This window comes from Mesorhizobium jarvisii (assembly GCF_003601985.1).
Taxonomy (GTDB): domain Bacteria; phylum Pseudomonadota; class Alphaproteobacteria; order Rhizobiales; family Rhizobiaceae; genus Mesorhizobium; species Mesorhizobium jarvisii.
The window spans coordinates 156,571-177,402 of sequence record NZ_QZXA01000004.1 but is presented as its reverse complement, the minus strand read 5'-3'; the positions used below and the strand labels follow the sequence as shown (position 1 = coordinate 177,402).

The 20,832-nt window shown below is 64.5% G+C and carries 18 protein-coding genes; 11 read left to right on the top strand and 7 right to left on the bottom strand.

The genetic code is table 11. The features are described from left to right. Positions 1 to 65 precede the first annotated feature (65 nt). The 7 genes from D3242_RS11895 (at position 66) to dhaK (ending at position 6,165) form a co-directional block, all read left to right on the top strand. On the top strand, positions 66 to 1,709 hold the full coding sequence (locus D3242_RS11895; protein ID WP_064984475.1) for a dihydroxyacetone kinase subunit DhaK: 1,644 nt from the start codon (positions 66 to 68) through the stop codon (positions 1,707 to 1,709). Positions 1,710 to 1,781: 72 nt separating this feature from the next. After that, positions 1,782 to 2,384, top strand: coding sequence for a dihydroxyacetone kinase subunit DhaL (gene dhaL, locus D3242_RS11890; protein ID WP_019862867.1), 603 nt, complete (start codon positions 1,782 to 1,784; stop codon positions 2,382 to 2,384). After that, positions 2,381 to 2,770: a dihydroxyacetone kinase phosphoryl donor subunit DhaM gene (gene dhaM, locus D3242_RS11885; protein ID WP_019862866.1), complete on the top strand. Its 390-nt coding sequence runs from the start codon at positions 2,381 to 2,383 to the stop codon at positions 2,768 to 2,770. The genes dhaL and dhaM overlap by 4 nt, the downstream gene beginning before the upstream one ends. A gap of 20 nt (positions 2,771 to 2,790) precedes the next feature. Next, on the top strand, positions 2,791 to 3,093 hold the full coding sequence (locus tag D3242_RS11880; protein WP_019862865.1) for an HPr family phosphocarrier protein: 303 nt from the start codon (positions 2,791 to 2,793) through the stop codon (positions 3,091 to 3,093). Positions 3,094 to 3,134: 41 nt separating this feature from the next. After that, entirely contained in the window at positions 3,135 to 4,709 is a 1,575-nt protein-coding gene (gene ptsP / locus D3242_RS11875) for a phosphoenolpyruvate--protein phosphotransferase (RefSeq protein ID WP_064984710.1), read from the top strand. Between the two features lie 11 nt (positions 4,710 to 4,720). Continuing rightward, a complete protein-coding gene (locus D3242_RS11870; protein WP_064984473.1) occupies positions 4,721 to 5,146 on the top strand; it encodes a hypothetical protein in 426 nt (141 codons plus the stop codon). A gap of 32 nt (positions 5,147 to 5,178) precedes the next feature. Next, the gene (gene dhaK / locus D3242_RS11865; protein WP_019862862.1) at positions 5,179 to 6,165 is read left to right on the top strand and encodes a dihydroxyacetone kinase subunit DhaK; all 987 of its coding nucleotides are present in this window, start codon (positions 5,179 to 5,181) and stop codon (positions 6,163 to 6,165) included. 488 nt (positions 6,166 to 6,653) lie between these two features. Here the strand turns inward: dhaK and D3242_RS11860 are convergent, their stop codons facing one another. Next, complete coding sequence (locus D3242_RS11860; protein WP_019862859.1) at positions 6,654 to 6,884, bottom strand: hypothetical protein; 231 nt, start codon at positions 6,882 to 6,884, stop codon at positions 6,654 to 6,656. Positions 6,885 to 7,040: 156 nt separating this feature from the next. On the opposite strand from D3242_RS11860, the gene D3242_RS11855 reads away from it, so the two are divergent. Together D3242_RS11855 and D3242_RS11850 are read left to right on the top strand one after the other, a co-directional pair. Beyond that, positions 7,041 to 8,948 (top strand): propionyl-CoA synthetase, encoded by a 1,908-nt coding sequence (locus tag D3242_RS11855; RefSeq protein WP_064984472.1) that lies wholly within the window; start codon positions 7,041 to 7,043, stop codon positions 8,946 to 8,948. Between the two features lie 134 nt (positions 8,949 to 9,082). Further along, positions 9,083 to 10,165, top strand: coding sequence for an acyltransferase family protein (locus D3242_RS11850; protein WP_064984470.1), 1,083 nt, complete (start codon positions 9,083 to 9,085; stop codon positions 10,163 to 10,165). A 59-nt stretch (positions 10,166 to 10,224) separates the two neighbouring features. Here D3242_RS11850 and D3242_RS11845 read toward each other — a convergent pair whose 3' ends face one another. The 6 genes from D3242_RS11845 to D3242_RS11820 all read right to left on the bottom strand — a co-directional run bounded on the left by D3242_RS11845 (position 10,225) and on the right by D3242_RS11820 (position 17,968). Then, a complete protein-coding gene (locus D3242_RS11845) occupies positions 10,225 to 12,612 on the bottom strand; it encodes a polysaccharide biosynthesis tyrosine autokinase (protein ID WP_064984468.1) in 2,388 nt (795 codons plus the stop codon). 284 nt (positions 12,613 to 12,896) lie between these two features. Beyond that, positions 12,897 to 13,793 carry a UTP--glucose-1-phosphate uridylyltransferase gene (locus tag D3242_RS11840; RefSeq protein WP_019862855.1) on the bottom strand — a complete coding sequence of 299 codons (897 nt, stop codon included), beginning with the start codon at positions 13,791 to 13,793 and terminating at the stop codon, positions 12,897 to 12,899. Between the two features lie 74 nt (positions 13,794 to 13,867). Beyond that, the gene (locus D3242_RS11835) at positions 13,868 to 14,851 is read right to left on the bottom strand and encodes a glycosyltransferase family 2 protein (RefSeq protein ID WP_064984466.1); all 984 of its coding nucleotides are present in this window, start codon (positions 14,849 to 14,851) and stop codon (positions 13,868 to 13,870) included. Further along, on the bottom strand, positions 14,841 to 15,791 hold the full coding sequence (locus tag D3242_RS11830) for a glycosyltransferase family 2 protein (RefSeq protein ID WP_064984464.1): 951 nt from the start codon (positions 15,789 to 15,791) through the stop codon (positions 14,841 to 14,843). Before D3242_RS11830 ends, D3242_RS11835 begins: the two co-directional genes overlap by 11 nt. Next, positions 15,791 to 16,780: a glycosyltransferase family 2 protein gene (locus D3242_RS11825; RefSeq protein ID WP_064984463.1), complete on the bottom strand. Its 990-nt coding sequence runs from the start codon at positions 16,778 to 16,780 to the stop codon at positions 15,791 to 15,793. The genes D3242_RS11830 and D3242_RS11825 overlap by 1 nt, the downstream gene beginning before the upstream one ends. Before the next feature lie 15 nt (positions 16,781 to 16,795). Next, a complete protein-coding gene (locus D3242_RS11820; protein ID WP_019862851.1) occupies positions 16,796 to 17,968 on the bottom strand; it encodes a glycosyl transferase family 1 in 1,173 nt (390 codons plus the stop codon). 187 nt (positions 17,969 to 18,155) lie between these two features. Between D3242_RS11820 and D3242_RS11815 the strand changes: the two genes are divergently transcribed. Continuing rightward, positions 18,156 to 19,652, top strand: coding sequence for a lipopolysaccharide biosynthesis protein (locus D3242_RS11815; RefSeq protein WP_027047683.1), 1,497 nt, complete (start codon positions 18,156 to 18,158; stop codon positions 19,650 to 19,652). A gap of 53 nt (positions 19,653 to 19,705) precedes the next feature. After that, on the top strand, positions 19,706 to 20,728 hold the full coding sequence (locus D3242_RS11810) for a phosphoribosyltransferase family protein (protein WP_064984459.1): 1,023 nt from the start codon (positions 19,706 to 19,708) through the stop codon (positions 20,726 to 20,728). The last annotated feature ends 104 nt before the right edge of the window (positions 20,729 to 20,832 follow it).

The window sequence follows — 20,832 nt, the reverse complement described above, 5'->3', positions numbered from 1 at the left end:
TTTCGGTGTTCCCAGCCGGGGCAACGCAGCTTCTGATTGACGATCGCGAATACGGGACGAATTCGATGAAGCACTTTTTCAACCGCAGGGAAACGATCGTCACCGAGGCGCTGGACGGCCTGTTGCGCACCAGCGGCTCGGACGACCTCGCGCGCCTCGACGGCTATCCCGAGATCAAGGTCGTGCTGCGCGCCGACTGGGACAAGTCGAAGGTCAGCGTCGTCTCCGGCGGCGGCGCCGGGCATGAGCCTTCGCATGCCGGCTTTGTCGGCAAGGGCATGCTGACGGCGGCGGTCTCTGGCGAGATATTCGCCTCGCCGAGTGTCGCAGCGGTACTGGCGGCCATCCGCGCGGTCACCGGGCCGGCCGGCTGCCTGCTGATCGTCAAGAACTACACCGGCGACCGGCTCAATTTCGGCCTGGCCGCCGAGAAGGCGCGCGCCGAGGGCTTTCGCGTCGAGATGGTGATCGTTGCCGACGACATCGCTTTGCCTGACATCAACCAGCCGCGTGGCGTCGCCGGCACATTGTTCGTGCACAAGATTTCGGGCCATTTGTCGGAGGCCGGCCATCATCTTGCCGACATCGCGGCAGCGGCGCGGGCGGCAGCAAAGGATATCGTTTCGCTCGGCATGTCGCTGTCGTCCTGCTCGATCCCCGGGCAGCCGCATGAAGACAGGTTTGGCGCGGACGACGGCGAACTTGGCCTGGGCATTCATGGCGAGCCGGGCGTCGAGCGGATTGCCTTGCAAAGCGTCGACAGGCTGGTCGCGATCATGGCGGAGCGCCTCGCGGCAGGGCTCGACCCGAAGGCAAGCCATGCCTTGCTGATCAACAATCTCGGCGCGGTGCCGCCGCTCGAGATGTCGCTGGTTGCCAATGCGGTTCTGGCCTCGCCGCTGGCCAAGACCGTCAAGCTGGCGATCGGCCCCGGCCCGCTGATGACGGCGCTCAACATGAACGGCTTCTCGCTGTCGCTGATCCGGCTCGATGCGGCGCGCGAGGCCGCCCTGCTGGCGCCGGTCGGCCCGCATGCCTGGATGCCGGCCAAGCCGGTCGCGGCGCCTGTCATCGTGCCGATGGCGAAAGCAGCCGGGCAAAGTGCCGCGCACAAGGCCAGCCAGGATGCCGGCACCAGGCGGCTGATCGTCACGGTCTGCGAAAAACTGATTTCACTTGAAGCGTCATTGAACGGGCTCGACGCCAGGGCGGGCGACGGCGACACCGGCTCGACGGTGGCGACCGGCGCGCGCAGCATTCTCGAGCGGCTCGACATGCTGCCTCTGGCGAACCCGGCAGCGACGCTCGGCGCGATTGGCGACATATTGAGCGCGTCGATGGGCGGCTCGAGCGGCGTGCTGCTGTCGATCTTCTTCACGGCGGCGGCACAGGCCCTCGGCGGCGGCGCCAGCTTGTCCAAGGCACTGCTTGCCGGTCTCGAGCGGATGACTTTCTACGGCGGCGCCAAACCGGGTGATCGCACCATGGTCGATGCGCTGGAGCCCGCACTGAAAGCGCTCGACGCCAACGGGCTGGAAGAGGCGGCAGCCGCCGCCCGGCGCGGCGCCGAGGAGACAGCCGCCATGGAGAAGGCGAAGGCTGGACGGTCCGTCTATGTCGGCACCAAATTGCAAGGTGTGGTCGACCCCGGCGCCCATGCGGTGGCCGAGGTGTTTTCGGCCGCCGCCGCGCTGCTCGTCACGGCCTGACGCATGCAGCAGTTGTCGAATGACCGTTCTTTCGTTACTCCCGGCACAGTGGAAACCGGGATTTTGGGCGACATGGCGGCATTGAACCTTGCCAGGCTGATCGCGGTGGCCGCCGAGACGATTGCCGCTCACGCCGAGGAATTGACGGCGCTCGACCAGGCGATCGGCGACGGCGACCATGGGCTGAACATGAAGCGCGGCTTCGAGGCCGTGCGGGCCGAGGCTGATGCGTTCGCTGCCAAACCCTTGCCCGACGCGCTGAAGGCGATCGGCACCAAGCTGGTGATGACGGTGGGCGGCGCTTCGGGTCCCTTGTTCGGTACGCTGTTCATGGCGCTGGGCAAGGAGATTGCGGCGGATCCCGATCGCAACAATCTGGCCGCCGCCTTCGGCAAGGCGGTCGACGCGGTGGCCGCGCGCGGCAAGTCGCAGATCGGACAAAAAACCATGCTCGATGTGCTACAGCCGGTGCATGATGCCTTGGCCGGGGGAAAGACGGCGGCGGAAATCGCCGACATCGCCGACGCCGCCGCCGAAGCGACGGTGCCGATGAAGGCGCTGCGCGGCCGCGCCTCGTTCCTCGGCGAGCGCTCGATCGGCCATATGGATGCCGGCGCGCGCTCGACCGCGCTGCTGGTGCGCTCGGTGGGGCAAGCGATCGGGGAAAGCGCATGAGCAATGTCGGGATCGTGATCGTGTCGCATTCGCCGCTGGTCGCGGAGGGCACGGCCGACATGGTACGCCAGATGGTGGGCGAAGAAGTGCCGCTTGCATGGTGCGGCGGAAACGGCCATGGCGGGCTTGGCACCAACGTCGAGGCGATCATGGGCGCCATCGACAAGGCCTGGTCGGAAGCCGGTGTCGCCATCCTCGTCGATCTCGGCGGCGCCGAGACCAACTCGGAAATGGCGGTGGAGATGATCGGCGAGCCGCGTGCGCAGAAGATCATCGTGTGCAACGCGCCGATCGTGGAGGGCGCGGTGATGGCCGCGACCGAATCCTCCGGCGGCGCCTCGCTGAAGGAAGTGGTGGCGACGGCGCACGAATTGTCGCCGTCGTGAGTGAACGGGATTCCTGAAAAATGTCCGCAGCAGCCGAAGCGACCGTCCTGATCACCCACGATGTGGGGCTGCACGCGCGTCCGTCGGTGAAGTTCACCAAGCTGGCCAAGACTTTTGCCGCCGACGTGGAAATCGCGCTTGCCGCCAACGGGCCGTGGTTCGATGCCAAGAGCATCGTCAAGGTGATGGCCGCCAAGGCGCCGAAGGGCACGGTGCTGCACATCAGGGCCAGCGGCAGCGGCGCCGATGATGCGGTGCGCGCGCTGATCGACCTGGTGCAGCGCGATTTCGACGAGGACGCCGGTCATGTCCGCTCGGCGTGAGGCTGGCGCACCTCTTTGTCCGCCCGCAGGGAATGCGGGCCATGCGGATTGAGGGCGTTCCGGCCTCGGCCGGCTATGCCGAGGGGCCGCTGTTCGACCTGGACCGGCCGCCCGCCGTCTACGCAGGCAAAGCCACCGCTACGGAAGAGAAGACGTCGCTGGAAGCCGCGATCGGCACGGCAGTGAGCCGGCTTGCCGCCATGGCGGAGGCCGCCGACAGCGACGCCGCCGGCATACTCGAATTCCACATTGCCATGCTGGAAGACGACGCCTTGAGCGGGCCGGCCTTCGCATCGATCGCTTCCGGACAGACCGCCGACGTGGCATGGCGAGAGGCGCTTGATGCCGAGATCGGCGGTTACGAGGCCTCCGACCAGGACTATTTCCGTGCCCGCGCCACGGATTTGCGCGATATCAGGGACCAGGTGCTGCGCGCCCTGACCGAGGACGGCGACAGCACAGCGCCTACCGGTGCCATCCTCTGCGGCGAGGACATCGCGCCGACGCGCTTTCTCGAAACCGACTGGAGCCATGGCGGCGGCATCGCGCTGAAGGCGGGCAGCACCGCCAGCCATGTCGCCATGCTGGCGCGCTCGCGTGGCGTGCCGATGGTGGTGGGACTGCGCGAGCCGCTTGCCGATCTTGCCGGCATGGCACTGCTCGACGCCGAGCATGGCAGCATCGTGCTGGCGCCCTCGCCGGCTGAGATCGGCGCGTTCCGGCAGTCGTCCGCTTCCTTCGTCGCCCGCCAGGGCGTGGTCCGGCGTTTTCTGGCGCGGCCGGCGGTGACCAAGGCCGGCACGGCGGTGCGCGTGCAGGTCAACATCGCCGATCCGTCCGATGTCGACGGCATCGACATCGCGACCTGCGACGGTGTCGGGCTGATGCGAACAGAGTTCCTGTTCGGCAAGAATTTGCCGGATGAGGAGACGCAATACCGCGCCTATCGCAAGGTGCTGGAATGGGCAGGCGAGAAACCGGTGACGATCCGCACCGTAGACGCCGGCGGCGACAAGCCGGTGCCCGGCTTCACCGTCGAGGAAGGCAATCCGTTCCTTGGCTTGCGCGGCATCAGGCTGTCGCTGGCACGGCTCGACATTTTTCGCGTACAGATCAGGGCATTGCTGCGCGCCTCGCCGCACGGCAATCTCAGGGTGATGTTTCCGATGATCGCCATGGCCGATGAATATGAACGCGCAGCCGCTCTGTTTGGCGAAGAGCAGGCAGTCCTTGCCGCGCGTGGCGTCGCCCAAAAGATGCCGCCGCTGGGCATCATGGTCGAGGTGCCGTCGGTGGCCATCGCGCCGGAGGCGTTCGCCGGCGTCGCCTTCTTCTCGATCGGCTCCAACGATTTGACGCAATATGTGATGGCGGCCGCGCGGGATAACGCTGCTGTGGCCCATCTCAATTCGGTCCGTCATCCCGCTGTGCTGCGGTTGATCGGCTCAGTCACGGCCTTCGGACGGGAAAACGGCATTCCCGTCAGCCTGTGCGGCGATGCCGGCGGCGATCCGGCCGCGATCCCGTCGCTGCTCGAAGCCGGCCTGCGCGATCTGTCCGTCGCGCCGGCGCAACTCGCCATGGCCAAGGCGGCCATATCTGATGTATCGGTCTAGGCGCGGCCGGCATGGTTGACATCAAACCCGAACCCGGTTCCGAAGAGGCGATCCGCGCCTACAAGATGGTCCTGTCGCAGGTCATAGACCAGCGCCCGTCCGGCATGCGCCAGCGCCTTGCCGACGCGCTCGGCAAGCACCGTAGCTTCGTGACGCAGATTTCAAGCCCGGCCTATACAGTGCCCATTCCATCCAAGCATTTGCCGGCTATTTTTTCCGTCTGCCATTTCAGTCCGGCCGAGCGGGATCAGTTTCTCGCCGCCTACCATCAGGCGCATCCGGGAAAAATGTCGATCGCCGCGGGCATGCGCAAGACGCGGCATGTGTCGCTTGTCGTGCCGGATTTCGGCGACGACAAGCAGAATGCGGCGCTCGACCGGGCGATCAACGAATTCATCCAGAAGATTACCAGCATCGCCGGCAAGGGTGGCAGCTGACCGTTTCTTGCCGGGCTGTTTGGGAGGACGCCATGAAGAAATTTATGAACGCGGTGGACACGGTTTTGACCGAGAGCCTCGACGGTTTCGTGGCCGCCCACGCCGATATCCTCGTGCTTGGTGAGGAGCACAAGTTCGTCCGCCGCAGGACGTTGCGGCCGGGCAAGGTGGCGCTGATCTCCGGCGGCGGCTCGGGCCACGAGCCGCTGCATGGCGGCTTTGTCGGCCATGGCATGCTGGACGCCGCCTGCCCCGGCCAGGTGTTCACCTCGCCGACGCCGGACCAGATGCTGGCAGCGGCGCAGGCCGTCGACAGCGGCGCCGGCTGCCTGTTCATCGTCAAGAACTACGAGGGCGACGTGATGAATTTCGACATGGCGGCTGAAATGTCTGATGGCGTCCTGCAGGTGGTGACCAATGACGATGTCGCCGTCGAGAATTCGTCCTACACGACCGGCAGGCGCGGCGTCGCCGGCACGCTGGTGGTGGAAAAGATCGTCGGCGCGGCTGCCGAGCATGGCCTGGCACTGCCGGTGCTGAAGACGCTGGGCGAGCGCGTCAATGCCGCGACCCGCTCGATGGGCGTGGCGCTGACCAGCGGCACCGTGCCGGCGGCGGGCAAGCCGACCTTCGACATCGGCGACGGCGAGATGGAATTCGGCGTCGGCATCCATGGCGAGCCCGGCCGCCGGCGCGACACCTTGAAGAGCGCCGACGCGATCGCCGAGGAGATCTGTACCGCGATCCTGGGCGATCTCGGCGACAAAGCGAAAGGACCGGCGCTGCTGTTCGTCAACGGCTTCGGCGGCACGCCGCTGATGGAGCTCTATTTGATGTACAACAGCGCGCGCAAAATTTTCGAGAAGCGCGGCGTGACGATAATCCGTTCGCTGGTCGGCAGCTATGTCACCTCGCTCGACATGGCCGGCTGCTCGATCACGCTCACCATGCTCGATGACGAGATGACCGGCTGGTGGGACGCGCCTGTCCACACGGCGGCGCTGCGTTGGGGCATGTAGAAATTCGAGTGTGCGGCGATTCTCCCGGGAAAGAGCCATAGCGCTTCCGTTGGGAATGGCGATCTATACGCCATCACCTGCCCTCAGCGGGAATCACCCCAGAAATAGTCATCACCACGAAGCCTCCGGCAAGGTGCGTCGACTCGCCGGACCGTTGCTTTTCTTCCCCTAAGTAAGGTAAGGACTCCCCGGGGTTTTGGGGAGATAGCGTATGCGTTACAACTGGGAGCGGGCTCCGACGACTTTCGAACGTCATCGGAAAGCGCTGGCGGCAGCCATTTTGATCTTCGGCGGCGTAGGCCTCATGCTTGTGGCCCTGCCGATCTAGTGCGGCCGGCATTTCGTCCCCTGAATACCGTTTGTTAGAGCAATTCCAGGAAAAGTGGGAACCGGTTTTCCGTCCGGAATTGCTTAAAAAACAAAGAGTTAGAGAGGGTCGCCGTTTCCGTGAAACGGTGAACCTCTCTAGACGGCTATCGGCCGGCTTCTCAACGAGGCTGCCCGGTCACGGCGATGAAGCGGCGGTCGCGCCCTTCGAAGCCCTGGCTGAAGCGTTGCAGCAGCACGACGATCACCGCCGGTTTGCCGGAAGGCGAAAAGCCGATGATGCGCCTGGCCGCGGCATCTCCGGCCAGGGCGGTTGCGGTGGAGATCGCGAGCACCGCGCCGATCGCCAGCGCAAACACCGGTTTTGCCACGATCGACGCCGGATGGCGCATCGCTCAGATCCCTCTCCCGAGAAGACCTCACTTCACGATACGGCGCGCAAGGGGCCAAGCCGGGATCGGTTCATACGAAAATCAGGGAAGACAGCGCCGGAAAAAACAGCATAGGCTGTTGGCAAAGACGGCAAATGGTTTCCTGGGGAGGTACGGATGGCTTCACGCTATCATGAGGTCTATGACGGATGGAAACGCGACCCGGAACAATTCTGGGCGGACGCGGCCGGCGCCATCGACTGGTATTCGCCCTGGGACAAGGTGTTCGACGCCACCGCCGGCGTCTATGGCCGCTGGTTCACCGGCGCAACCTGCAACACCTGCTACAACGCCATCGACCGGCATGTCGCCGGCGGACGCGCCGACCAGATCGCACTGATCCATGACAGCGCCATCACCGGAACGGTGAAAAAATTCACCTACGCCGAACTCAAGCGCGAGGTGGTGGCGCTGACCTCGGTGCTGAAGAACCGGGGCATCGGCAGGGGCGACCGCGTCATCATCTACATGCCGATGGTGGCGGAGGCGGCCATCGCCATGCTCGCCTGCGCCCGCATCGGCGCCGTGCATTCGGTCGTGTTCGGCGGCTTTGCCTCGCATGAACTGGCCACGCGCATCGACGATGCCAAGCCGAAGGTAATCATCTCGGCCTCCTGCGGCCTGGAACCGGGCCGGATCGTCGCCTACAAGCCGCTGCTCGACAAGGCGATCGAGATGTCCGGCCACAAGCCGGACGCCTGCCTGATCCTGCAGCGCGACCAGCTGCGCTGCGAGCTGAAGGAGCATTTCGACATCGACTATGCCGACGCCGTCGCGCGCGAACGGGCGGCCGGCGCCAATGTCGACTGCGTGCCAGTGCTGGCCACCGACCCGCTCTACATCATCTACACATCAGGCACGACCGGCCAGCCCAAGGGCATCGTGCGCGACAATGGCGGCCACATGGTCGCGCTGAAATGGACGATGGAAAACGAGTTCGGCGTCAAGCCGGGCGAAGTGTTCTGGGCAGCGTCCGATGTCGGCTGGGTCGTCGGCCATTCCTACATCGTCTACGGACCGCTGCTGCATGGCAGCACCAGCGTCCTGTTCGAAGGCAAGCCGATCGGCACACCTGATGCCGGCACCTACTGGCGGGTCATCTCGGACCATGGCGTGGTCGCGCTGTTCACCGCGCCGACGGCGTTCCGGGCGATCAAGGGCCAGGATCCCCGGGGTGAGTTCGTTGCCAGATACGATCTGTCGAAATTCCGCACGCTGTTCCTCGCCGGAGAACGCGCCGATCCCGAAACCATCAAATGGGCGGAGCAGAAGCTCAACGTGCCGGTGATCGACCATTGGTGGCAGACCGAGACCGGTTCGCCGATGACCATCAACCCTGCGGGGCTCGGCCTGCTGCCGGTGAAATACGGTTCGCCCGGCGTGCCGATGCCGGGCTACGACATCCGCGTGCTCGACGATGCCGGCCATGAAGTGCCGCGCGGCACGCTCGGCAATGTCGTGGTCAAGCTGCCGCTGCCGGCCGGCTGCCTGCCGACGCTATGGAACGCCGACGCCCGCTTCCGCCAGGCCTATCTCGATGAGTTTCCCGGCTACTACAAGACCGCCGATGCCGGCATGATCGACGAGGACGGCTATCTCTACGTGATGGCCCGCACCGACGACATCATCAATGTTGCCGGCCACCGGCTGTCGACCGGCGCCATGGAAGAGGTGCTGGCCGCCCATCCCGATGTCGCCGAATGCGCCGTCGTCGGCATCGCCGATGCGATGAAGGGGCAAATTCCGCTCGGCTTCGTGGTGCTGAACGCCGGTGTCGCTCGCGACGGCGGCACCATCGAGAAGGAGGTCGTGGCGCTGGTGCGCGAGCGAATCGGGCCGGTCGCCGCTTTCAAGACCGTGGTGACGATCAAACGCCTGCCCAAGACGCGGTCGGGAAAGATCCTGCGCGGCACCATGCAGAAGATCGCCGACAAGGAAGAATGGACGATGCCGGCGACCATCGACGACCCGACCATCCTCGACGAGATCACCGCTGCGATGAAGGCGCGCGGGATCGGGATTTGAGGCTGATGCGGCGAGTGGTTTCGCACAGTCTGTCCTTGCCGGTTGGTCAATCCTGATCGGAAAGCAATACTTTTGTTGTGCAATGCAGCAAGCCACCCTACAGTGTCTCGCGGGGGGCCATCCGACGGTGCGGTATGGCTCAGCAAAAAATCACGTTTGGCGGCGTCGACATCCTGCGGTTTCTCGCCGCCGTTCTGGTCATGGTCTACCACTATGGCTTCTGGGTGTGGGCTTATCCCGATGGCATTTCGGCACAAGCCACGGGCGGCATGCCGGCACAGCCTGGCATAGGCGCCTGGGTCGGATCCGGATGGGTCGGCGTCGAGATCTTCTTCGTCATCAGCGGTTTCGTCATCGCCTTCAGCGCCGAGAAGTCGACGCCGCTGCGGTTCTTCGAGGCCAGGGTGAAGCGACTGGCGCCGGCGGTCTGGATCTGCGCACCGGTCACCGCCGTGCTGCTCCTTGCCATCGGCCTGAGCTGGCCGACCGATGCGGTGGTCAGGCTGGTCCGCACCGGCCTGTTCGCGCCCTATGGTCCCTGGGTGGACAGCGTCTACTGGACACTCGGCATCGAGATCGCCTTCTACGCCATCGTCTGGATCCTGCTGCGGCTTGGTCGCTTCGATCTGATGGAGCCGGTCGCCATCGTCATCGGCCTGGTCAGCACGCTGTTCTGGTGCCTCTATTATCCGCTCGGCTGGGCCGACTTCGCCGAGACGCGGCTGCTGCAGCTCACTTTGGTGCATCACGGCTGCTTCTTCGCCGTCGGCGTGCTGCTGTGGCTGATCCGGTTCAAGGCGCCAACGGTGCCTCGCCTCGGCTTCTGCCTGCTGTTCCTCGGCGGGGGCGTGCTGCAGATCGCCAGTTCAGTCGACGTCCACAGCATCAAGGTCAATGCCATGATGCCCTATGCACCGCCGATCCTGATCTTCCTCGTCGCGATCGCGCTGATGGCGTGGTCGCTGCGGCTCGACCTCAGCTGGAGCGGCTGGCGCCGGATCGGCCTGATGACCTATCCGCTCTACCTGATCCACGACGTCGTCGGCGCGGCGATGCTCGGGGCGATGGTCCGTGCCGGAGTGCCTTATCTCCTGTCGATGGCAGTGGTCGGTGCGACGATGATCGCGGCAAGCTGGCTTGTGGCAACGGAAGCCGAACCGCGCATAAGGCTGCTGCTCGACCACACCGTCTTCCGTTACCGGCTCAAGGCCGCGTAGCCAAGGCCGTCACCAGCCGTGATGACACGGCTGGCCTCACCAGAGACGGTGGACCGATATCAGACCGTCGCCTTGCTGCGCACTTCGGACTTGTCGAGATAGTAGCTCGAATATTTATCGAAGAATTTTTCCGAAGCGCCGAACGATCCGTATTTGGCGAGCTTCTTCAGGTCGACCTTGTTCAGCACCGCGCCGACGATCTTGTTGGCGACATAGGGTTCGGATTCCAGCATCGATCTGACCATGGCGCGCGGCGTGCGGCCCCATTCGGTGACCAGCACGAAGCCGTCGACCAGCGGCGCGAAGGCCTTGGCATCGACCACCGGCCCGAGCGGCGGCAGGTCGACGACGATGTATTCGAATGTCTCCTTGGCGTTCTCGATGAAGCGCCGCATTCCGGCCGAGGACAACAGCTCGCTGGTGTGCGAGAAGTTGCCGCGCAGCACGGCGGGGATGATGGCGAGCTTGGTCTGCCGGTCGATCTTGCCGACCGATTGCCAGGTCTGGCCGTTGACCACGGCTTCCATGAGACCCTGCTCGGCCTCCATGCCGAGGCTGCGGCTGAGGCCCGGATTGCGCAGGTCACCGTCGATGAGCAGCGTCCTGGCGCCGTTGGCGGCGAGCAGCCCGGCGAGATTGGCCGCGACCGTCGACTTTCCTTCACCGGGAAGCACCGAGATGACGCCGACGACTCGGCTGCCCTGTCCTTCCATCACGACATCGAAGGCGATCTTGGCGCTGCGCAGCGTTTCGGAGAACATCGATGCCGGCGCGTCGATGCTCACCCGCATGCGCGCCCGCCTTTCGATGGCCGCCGGCGACCTCGCTGTCTTGGCATCCGGTAGAGCGTCGGTCTGCTTGTCGTCCTTGGCGGGCCTGCTGCCTATGGTCGGCAGATAGCCGAGGAATTTGAGGCCGACACGGTCGCGCACTTCTTCGCCGGTCCGGAAGAACCGCTCGTTGAACTCGTTGAGGCCGCCGAAGCCGGCGCCCATCAGCACGCCGAGCACGAGCGAAAGTCCGAGCACGACGACGGTGCGCGGGCTCGAGGCCGAGAGCGGCGTCGAGGCGTCCGAGATGATGCGGATCTTGCCGACCGGGAAGGATTGCTGCTGCGCGGCTTCCTCATAGCGGCCGAGGAACGTCTGATAGAGCGTGGTGAGCGCCGTCGCCTTCTGGTCGAGGTCGCGCAACTGGACCTGCGACTGGTTGTCGATGGAGCTCTTGCCTTGAGCGGCGGCAACATTGGCCCTGAGCGCGGTCTCGCGCGCCAGCGCCACCTCATACTCGTTGCGATAGCTTTCGGTGAGCTGCTTGAGCTCGCCGAAAATCTGCTTCGATATGTCGGCCTTTTCCTTGGCTAGCGCCACGGCTTGCGGATGGTCGGGACCAAAATTCGCCTCGACATCCTGCTGGCGCTTGGCGACGGTGAGGTAGCGGGTCTTGAGCGCTGAAATGACCGAGCTGCTCGGCTGATCGCTCGAAATGGCGGCATCCTTGAAGGCATTGTCGGAGCCGCTGTCGACGATCGACTTGTACTGCTGGTAGCGGGCGCTGGCGCGCGCCGTGTCGGCCTGCGCCACGATGAGCTGGGCGTTGAGGTCGGCAAGCTGCTTGTCGCTCATCAGCTGACCATCGCTGTTGGCGGACAAGCCGTGTTCTGCCCTGAACTTCTCGACAGCCAGCGATGCCTGCTGCGAGCTTTCGCGCAGTTCCGTCAGCCGGCCCTGCAGCCAGACCGCCGCGCGCTCGGTCGCGTCGAAGCTGGCATCGAGCTGATCGGCAAGATAGGCGTCGGCATAGGCCTTGGTGATCGCTTTCGCCAGGCCCGGATCGGTCGCCTGATAGCCAAGCGCGATGACGTAGCTTCGTCCGACACGATCCGCCTGGATCTCGTTCTGCAACTTGAGGATCGCATAGTCGCGGCTCGACGTGGCGATCAGCGCATCGCGGGTGGCGGGGTCGAGCTTGCTGATGTCACCCATGCCCGGGATAGGCGGGCTAGGGCGGACATACTGGATCAGGCCGCGGATCAGGCCGACGCCTTGGGCAAACGCGGACTGCGGCGGGTTCATGAACGCATCGTTCTGGGCGAGCTTGAGCTTGTCGACGACCACCGCCGCGAGCCGCGTCGAGGTCAGGATCTCGATCTGGCTCAGAATGGCGGAATCGGTCTGCATGGTCGTCGACGCCGCCGAAATATCGTCGACGATCTTGTTCAGGCCCTCGTCGATCAAGACGCTCGAAACCGACACATATTTAGGCGGCGTTGTCTGCAGATAGAGCATGCCCAGGAAAAGACCGATGGCTGCGCACACGGCAACCACCTTGGCTTGCCGCGCAGCCATGCCAAGCAGCCGCTCGATATCGATGAAGTCTTCGCCGTTTCCTGCGTCCGAATTCGGCAATGGCATCCTCTTGTCGAGAGGAAAATTGGCATAGTTCATCGTCGGTCCAATCCCAGAGCCCGTTGCGTTCCCGACCATCGGGTTGAGGCTCTATCTCTTTGTTTGGGCATGATCTTTTCCGAAAACTTCCGGGATCACGACCTGTCTCAGTTCTAAGCATGACCTTTCCGGAAACCGGGAGCCACTTTCCGGGATCATGCTTGGGCTTGCAGCGCCTCAACGATCGGGAGCATTGCCAAAAGCAACGCAAGCTTCATGCCAGACGACGGGGCCTGTCGGCCTCTCGCCGCCGGCCATCCGGCAATACTCCCGAAAGATGGGCATTATGCGGCTTCTTCCTGGCGTTCATGCGACCGGACGAACTCCTGAAGCATCTCGAAAACCGGGCCCTTCATGTCGTTGCGCGCCAGCGCGAAGGCGATGTTGGCCTGGATGAAGCCTTCCTTGGATCCGCAGTCGAACATGCGGCCCAGGAAAGGCTGAGCAAAGAACGGCTGATCCTTCGACAGCCGGACCATGGCGTCCGTCAGCTGGATCTCGTTGCCGGCGCCACGCTGCTGATTGCCCAGCAGCGCAAAGATCTCGGGCTGCAGGATGTAGCGGCCGTTGATGTAGAAGTTCGACGGCGCGTTGGCCGGGGCAGGCTTCTCGACCATGGCCGTGACCTCGAAACCGCCGCCGATTTCGGCGCCGCGGCCGACAATGCCGTATTTGTTGGTCTCGCTCGGATCGCAGCGTTCGACGGCGATGACGTTGCCGCCGGTGCGCTCATAGAGGTCGACGGTTTCGGCCAGACAGCCGCGCCCGCCGAAGGAGACCATGTCTGGCAAAAGCAAAGCGAAGGGCTCATTGCCGATCACCTCGCGGGCGCACCAGACGGCGTGGCCGAGGCCCTGCGGGGATTGCTGGCGGATGAAGGAGGTGGCGCCGGCCACCGGCAGCATGCTTTCGAGCGCCTCCAGCTGGGTCTTCTTGCCGGTCTGCTCCAGGGTTCCGATCAATTCCGGATGCAGGTCGAAATAGTCCTCGATGACCGCCTTGTTGCGGCCGGTCACGAACACGATGTGCTCGATGCCGGCTTCGAAGGCCTCGTCCACCGCATATTGCACGACAGGCCTGTCGACCACCGGAAGCATTTCCTTCGGCATCGATTTGGTCGCCGGCAGGAACCGTGTTCCAAGCCCCGCCACCGGTATCACGGCCTTCCTGATTTTCTTCATCGCAAATTCCTTCTGAGGAGATCGACTTCAGTCCATTCACAGGCCACGAAAAATCCCTCCATGTGCCTGCATCTTCACCTCCCCGCCCCCACGGCAAATTGTGCCGCTACTCGTCGCAACCGCACGGCGATCGGCATGCCCATATGCCTGACCGCCGCCGGGTCGCTGAGCGCCGTCCGGATCGCCTTGAGCGGGGACCGCGCCTTGATGTGCTGGACCATTGCCAGGAAGGAGGCTGCCTTGCGCAGGCTGCGGCCGCGCCGGGCAAAGGCCGCCTGGGCCGCCTTGTCCATCCGATGGGTTTGAGCGAATACGGCATCCGCCTTGCGCATCGCTTCGACATGGTGAAGCTCGAGCACACGCGAGATGGAACCGCTGCGAATATGGTAGGCGTAGCCGATCTCAGGCTCGACCACGCATCTGCCGCCCTTGGCGAGCGCCTCGGCAAACAGGATGTAATCCTCGCCGATCCTCAGTTTCTCGTCATAGCGAAGCCGGTTTTCGTCCAGGAACCGGCGCTGGAAGATCGGCTTGAGGTAGCCGAGGTTGAACTTCGATTCGAAGACCACGTTGCCGGCGATGTAGGTGGCCAGCGAAATCTCGCTCAGGCCTTCCAGATACCGCCTTGGGAACATCGCATCCTCCACGACACCGTCCTCGCGGATGACCTGGAGATTGTCGACGGCGATCTGGGCACCCGCTTTTTCGGCGCGGCCGATCATGGCGGCGATGCGACCGGGGAAGACGGCATCGTCGGAATCGAGAACCGCGACCCATCTGCCGCGGGCGACGTCGAGCCCGGCATTCCGGGCGCCGCCGGGACCGCGATTCCTGGCGAGCGCGACGACGCGCACAATGTCCTGCGGGTAGGCCCGCGCCACATCGAGCGTGGCGTCGCGCGACTGGTCGTCGACGACGATGATCTCGACGCTGACGCCCTTCTGCGCGATGGCGCTGGCAATCGCGCGGTCGAGCGTCGCCTCGGCATTGTAGGCGGCGATGACAAAGGAAACATCGGGGACTGAAACATCGGAGGTTGGGGAAACGTCAGGCTGCACGCTTGCCTCCTTCCCCAGGTGACGACTGACCGTAGAGGCGCAGTTCGCGGACGCCGACAAGGCCGCTGACGACGCCGACATGCATGATGCCGCGCAGCACGCTGCGGTTCCTGCGCACCGGGCTGGCGACCACGGGAAGGGCCGCGGCGAAACAATAGGCCGCCTTTGCCGCGGCAAGGCCGACATGCTTGATCAACCCGATGCCGCGCGCATTGCTGCCCAACAGGTGACCATGCGTCTGACCGACACGGAAGCGACGGCGGCCGAGCCAGTCGAACGCGGCCCTTGAGCGCGGCACCACCTCGTCCACCCAGGCCTCTTGAGCGAAGGCGATGCGGCCGCCGGCCTTGACCATCTGATCGAAGAGTTCGGTGTCCTCGCCTCCGGTCTGGCCGCGCGCCAGGCTGAAGCGACGGCCGCGCAGGCTGTCCGACCGCATGCGCAGCAGGACGTTGCAGGTGTAGCCGGTGCGGATCTCGCCGCGCACCCAGACCGGCAAGGTCGAGTGGAAGTCGCCGCGCCGCATCCATTCGGGCGCATCAGGGCGGTAGAGCGCCCGCACCGGGCCGAGCACCGCCGTTGCACCACTCTCCTCGGCCGTCGCCACCAGCTCGGCCAGCCAACGGGCGGAGGCAGTCTCATCGTCGTCGATGAAGGCGAGGAAATCCGCCTCGCTGGCATCGAGGCAAGCGTTGCGGGCGACCGAGATGTTGCGCGCCGGGGCATGCCGGTAGCGGATCGGCAGCGCCAATTCCTGCGACAGCGCCGTCACCAATGCCTGCGCGCTCGGCGTGTCGTCATTGTCGGCGACAATGACGCTGATATCGAAGCCCTCAGGCATGTCCATGGCGGCGAGCGAGCGCAGCGTGTCGGCCAGTTCCGGCCGGCGGAACGTGCACACGCCGATGTCGATGCTGCGGTTCTTGGCCTGAGCCACCATCACGCCACCCCGCGTCGCGCGCCGAGGCCGAGAAGCTGCAGCCAGAAGCCGACGGACCAGCCGAAATGCATGACCATGGCCGAGACGCCCGCCAGCGCGATGTCGGCATTGCGCTGGCGAATGGCCGTCACCAGGCCGTAGCCGAGGCAGACCGAAGCCCAGACCAGCAGCGGCACAGCCGCGATCCAGTGCACGAAAGAGAAGGCCGCCAGAAGAACCACCGGAAGGACCGCCAGCGGCACCATCTGCCGGACCTTCGGGATGACGCGGTGCTTCAGCACATTCTTGGCGCGGCCGCGGCCATAGCCGAGATACTGGAAATAGAGACCTTTGAGCGAGGCGCGCGGATAGTAGACCATCTGCGTCTTGCCGCTCATCCAGATGCTGTAGCCGGCCTGCCGCAGCCGGTAGTCGAGCTCGGCATCCTCATTGTGGCTGAAGGTCTCGTCATAGCCGCCGACAGCACCGAAGGCCGATATCCGCATCAGCGCGTGATGGCCGTGGTCGACCCATTCTCCAGCGGAGAGGTGACGATGCTTGGAACCACCGGTGCCGAGTTTCGAATTCTGCGCCGCCGCGACCGATTTCTGCACGGCGCCGCTGCCGCTGGTCAGCATCGAAACCACGACCGAATCGGCTGATGTGGCCAGCGCCTCCTCGAGCAGCCGGTCGCAATAATCGTCGGGATAGCCGCCATGCGCGTCGATGCGGATGAGATATTCCGCACCTTCGCCAAAAGTGCCGACGGCGAGATTGATCGCCGCGCTCTGGATGCGCCGCTTGTTGTGAAGCAGGACAACGCGCGGGTCCTTGGCGGCGATCTGCTCGACAATGGCCAGCGTGCCGTCCGTGCTGCCGCCATCGGCAACGACGATCCGGGCGCCAAGCCTTGCCGCCGCCGGGCAAAGCTGGCCGAGAAGCGCACTGATATGGGCTGCCTCGTTCAGGCAAGGGATCACGATCAGGCTGGAGGGAAGCGCTTGCGTCATCGGGCGATGTTCATCCTATGCCAGGGCTTCAGTCGCGAGGGGCTCGCGCACGGTGGTCAGGCGGCGCAGCTTTTCGACCAGCGCGCTGCAGTCGCTGCGATCGTAGCTCCACGTCCTCGGATTGCGGGCAAGCACGCGCGCCTTCAGTCTGCCGAAGCGCTGCTCCTCCATCGTGCCGAGCGCAGTTTCGAGCGCCTCGGGCGTCGCCTTGGGCAACAGGATGCCGATGTCCTGCTGGCTGAGGAACCGTCCGGTTTCCGTATGGCCCATAGCGATCGGCACCGCCCCGAAACGGCAGCCTTCATAGAGACGGTTGGGCAGCAGCCACTCCGAATTCTGCCCCTCCTCGAAGAAATCGATCGCCCAGGAGAAATGCACGTCCTGGTAGATCGCCGCCATGTCCTCCGGATTGCGGTAAGGTCCACGAAACGACAGATAAGGCTCGGCATCGACGAAGGCGTGGAAATCAGGGAATTCGGAGAGCGCCGGACGGCCGCGCAGCACGATTTCGAAACGTCCGTCCATGCGGTGGGTGAAATCAGCCAGAAGCTTGAGCGAGCGCCGGCAGCGCAGTGCTCCGAACCAGCCGATTCGCCAGGGCGGGGCGGCAGGCGCTTCGACTGTTTCACGCTCGCCGGGCAGGATCGCCGCTGCCTCGAAATATTTGTTCTCGATCAGCTCGACGGGGGCGGCAACCTGGCGGAAGGGCTTGAAATAATTGGCGATGAAGGCGGGCGAACTGGTCACCAGCAACTTCACGTCGCGCGCCAGATGGCGCTCGGTGGCGCGCAGCGCCTTGCCGAAGATGTCGTCGCGAAGCACCAGGCGGTGGATGTCGAGGCATTCATAGACAATCGGCACCGTGGCGCCGAAGGCCGACCTGGCGCGGCGCGCCAGCGCCAGCATTTCCAGATTGCGCGCGATGATGAGATCGGGCCGCGGCGCGCCCTTCAGCTTCGCGCCTATCGAAACCGTCGCTTTCGCGACCGCCGCCAGGCGCTGGGCGAATCGGCCGTCGCGCGTCGCCCCAAGGTCGACCGGCTGCAATCCTTCGATATCGGCAATCGGGGTTGCGGTGCGGCGAAAGCCCGCCAGAGTGACCCGGGCGCCGCCTGTCCTGAGCATTGTGATCCGTCGGCGAACCGCCGGATCGGAAACATCGTGCACCAGGTACAAGACATGCAGCATGAAAACTCGACCGCTGTTTGACCCCACCCAAAGGGATGCTAGTACAGCTCTTGCTGCATCGCAACATTTTTGGCGCGGTAATGGACATTTTCTGTTGCACTGCAAAATTATTGCCGTAGTTTGGGGATGGCGGCGGTCGTGGATTTTCAGGGTTCGGAAATCCGCGCAAAAATCAGGAATCCTGAATTTGGAAGCCAACCCATTCGATCCGCCGGAAGGCTCGCTGCGTAAATCGGTCGGGCGCGGCGCGGTGGTGACCGCCATGTCGCAATCGGTGCGGGTCGCGACACAGATCATATCCGTCATCGTGCTGTCGCGGCTCTTGTCGCCGCAGGATTTCGGCGTCGTGGCGATGTGCGCGCCCGTGCTGGCCTTCATCGCGCTGTTCCAGGATTTCGGCCTGACCCAGGCGACGATCCAGAAATCGGGCATCCGCCATGAGGAGGTGAACTACCTCTTCTGGATCAATGTCGCGGTCAGCGCCATCCTGGCCTGCGTGCTCGCGGGTGCGGCACCGTTGGTCGCGGCCTTCTATGGCGAGCCGCGCGTGGCCGGGCTGGTCGCCGCGTTCGGGCTGCAAATCATGGCTTATGGGCTCGGCGCCCAGCATCTGGCGCTTTTGACACGACGCATGCAGTTCGGGCGCCTGGCGATCATCGACGTCGCCAGCGCGGTTGCCGGGCTGGTTGTGTCGATTGCCTGGACCTTCATCGACCGCTCCTACTGGGCGCTGTTTGCCGGCACGCTGACCGGCGCGGTGCTGCCGACGCTGTGCTACTGGGCAAGCTCGCGCTGGCGGCCCGGCCTGCCGCGCAAGGTCGCCGGCATCGGCGAGCTGATACATTTCGGCGCCGGCATCACCGGCTTCAACTTCGCCAATTTCTTTGCCCGCAACCTCGACAATGTGCTGATCGGCAAATACTGGGGCGAGCAGCAACTCGGCCTCTACGACCGCGCCTACAAGCTGCTTCTGTTCCCGCTCAGCCAGATCACCAATCCGCTGTCGAAGGTCATGGTGCCGGCGCTGTCCAGGCTGAAGGATGAGCCGGACCGCTACCGCAGCGCCTATCTGCGCGTCATGCCGCTGATCCTTTTGGTGGCGCTGCCCGGCGTCGCCTTCGCCACCGCGATGTCGGATGTGCTGATCCCCTTCGTGCTCGGCGAACAGTGGCGCGCAAGCGCCTCGATCTTCCTGGCGCTCGGCTTTGCCGGGCTGCTGCAGCCGCTCAACAACCCGGCGGGCTGGCTTTTCGTCAGCCAGGGCCGCTCCGGCGACTTCATGCGCTGGGGCATCATCACCGCCGTGACCTCGGTGCTCGCCTTCGCGCTCGGCCTGCCCTATGGCGCGCTCGGCGTGGCGATCGCCTATGCGGTCAGCGAATATCTGCGCACGCCGTTCCTGTGGCTCTATGTCGGCAAGAGCGGACCGCTGCGGGCCAGCCATGTGCTGCGCGCGGCAACGCCGTTCGTGCTCGGCGCGCATCTGGCACTGGCGGCGGTCTGGCTGATCAAGCCGATGCTGCCGCAGCAGCATGTCGTCGCCCTGGCCAGCGGTGCCATGCTTGCCTACCTCATCACCGTTGTCGTCGCGCTGGCCTTCGCATCCGGCCGCGAGGCCTTGCGCGAGGCCCTGAAAATGCTGCCGGCAAGACGGCCGGCGGCAATGCCGCGCGAGGCGCAATAATTTCGGCACCTTTGCCGGCTACCCAATATCCACACGAACATCAGGTCTGATCCATGCACTACCGATCGATCTCCGACATGAATGACACGATTGTCGGCAACCTTCACCGGCTGCCGCGCGACATCGACCTTGTGGTCGGCGTGCCCAGAAGCGGCGTGCTGGCGGGGACGCTGGTCAGCCTTGCGGCGAACATTCCGATGACCGATCTGGATTCCTTCCTGGAAGGCCGGGTCTATACGTCAGGCATCACCAAGCGGCGCGCCGCACTCGACCGCAAGGTCTCGGACATGCGCAAGGTGCTTGTGATCGACGACAGCATCGCCGGCGGCAACGCCATGCGCGATGCCCGTGCCCGTATCGAGGCTGCCGGCATCGAGGGTGATTTAATCTATGCCGCAGTATTCGGCCTGGAGCCGAAGCATCGGGAAACCGACGTCGTCTTCGAAGTGGTGCCGCATCCGCGCATGTTCCAGTGGAATTTCATGCATCACAAATTCCTGGCGCAATGCTGCGTCGACATAGACGGCGTGCTGTGCCTCGATCCGACCGAGGCGGAAAACGACGATGGTCCGGCCTATGAGAAATTCCTCAGCGAAGCGCGGCCGCTGCATGCCCCGACCCACAGGATCGGCTGGCTGGTCACCAGCCGGCTGGAGAAATACCGCGCGCTGACCGAGGCGTGGCTGGCCAAGAACGGGATCCTGTACGACCAGCTGATCATGCTCGACCTGCCGAGCAAGGCGGAGCGTCAGCGGCTCGGCGCGCATGGCAGTTTCAAGGCCGATTTCTACCGCAAATCCAACGCCATCCTGTTCATCGAAAGCGAACATGCGCAGGCGCTGAAGATCACGGAGCTGTCAGGCAAGCCGGTGCTGTGTGTCGAAACCCATATGGTGAGCTTTCCCGACGCACTGTCGCTGCCGGCGCTCGGCCAGGCGGCGCGCAACCTGCCGGCCAGGCTGCGGCAGATCAACTCGCAGCAAGGCCGCAAGGGCGCCGCCAAGGCCCTGGCCCGCGCCCTGCTTGGCGCCCGCGGCTATGAAACGCTGAAAAGCCGGGTCAAGCGCCCGGCCTGATCGGCTGGCTTGCTGAGTGCTGGCTAGAGCGTTTAACCGTTTCACAGAAACGGCGAACCGCTCTATCCTATTGTTTTAACGCAATTCCGGACGGAAAACCGCTC

Coding starts and splice junctions, on each gene's coding strand:
- dhaM (WP_019862866.1), top strand. CDS start 2,381: ATGAGCAATGTCGGGATCGTGATCGTGTCGCATTCGCCGCTGGTCGCG.
- D3242_RS11820 (WP_019862851.1), bottom strand. CDS start 17,968: ATGCTGCATGTCTTGTACCTGGTGCACGATGTTTCCGATCCGGCGGTT.
- dhaL (WP_019862867.1), top strand. CDS start 1,782: ATGGCGGCATTGAACCTTGCCAGGCTGATCGCGGTGGCCGCCGAGACG.
- D3242_RS11870 (WP_064984473.1), top strand. CDS start 4,721: ATGGTTGACATCAAACCCGAACCCGGTTCCGAAGAGGCGATCCGCGCC.
- D3242_RS11850 (WP_064984470.1), top strand. CDS start 9,083: ATGGCTCAGCAAAAAATCACGTTTGGCGGCGTCGACATCCTGCGGTTT.
- D3242_RS11810 (WP_064984459.1), top strand. CDS start 19,706: ATGCACTACCGATCGATCTCCGACATGAATGACACGATTGTCGGCAAC.
- D3242_RS11895 (WP_064984475.1), top strand. CDS start 66: ATGAAGCACTTTTTCAACCGCAGGGAAACGATCGTCACCGAGGCGCTG.
- dhaK (WP_019862862.1), top strand. CDS start 5,179: ATGAAGAAATTTATGAACGCGGTGGACACGGTTTTGACCGAGAGCCTC.
- D3242_RS11860 (WP_019862859.1), bottom strand. CDS start 6,884: ATGCGCCATCCGGCGTCGATCGTGGCAAAACCGGTGTTTGCGCTGGCG.
- D3242_RS11830 (WP_064984464.1), bottom strand. CDS start 15,791: ATGGTGGCTCAGGCCAAGAACCGCAGCATCGACATCGGCGTGTGCACG.
- D3242_RS11855 (WP_064984472.1), top strand. CDS start 7,041: ATGGCTTCACGCTATCATGAGGTCTATGACGGATGGAAACGCGACCCG.
- D3242_RS11840 (WP_019862855.1), bottom strand. CDS start 13,793: ATGAAGAAAATCAGGAAGGCCGTGATACCGGTGGCGGGGCTTGGAACA.
- D3242_RS11845 (WP_064984468.1), bottom strand. CDS start 12,612: ATGAACTATGCCAATTTTCCTCTCGACAAGAGGATGCCATTGCCGAAT.
- D3242_RS11825 (WP_064984463.1), bottom strand. CDS start 16,780: ATGACGCAAGCGCTTCCCTCCAGCCTGATCGTGATCCCTTGCCTGAAC.
- D3242_RS11880 (WP_019862865.1), top strand. CDS start 2,791: ATGTCCGCAGCAGCCGAAGCGACCGTCCTGATCACCCACGATGTGGGG.
- ptsP (WP_064984710.1), top strand. CDS start 3,135: ATGCGGATTGAGGGCGTTCCGGCCTCGGCCGGCTATGCCGAGGGGCCG.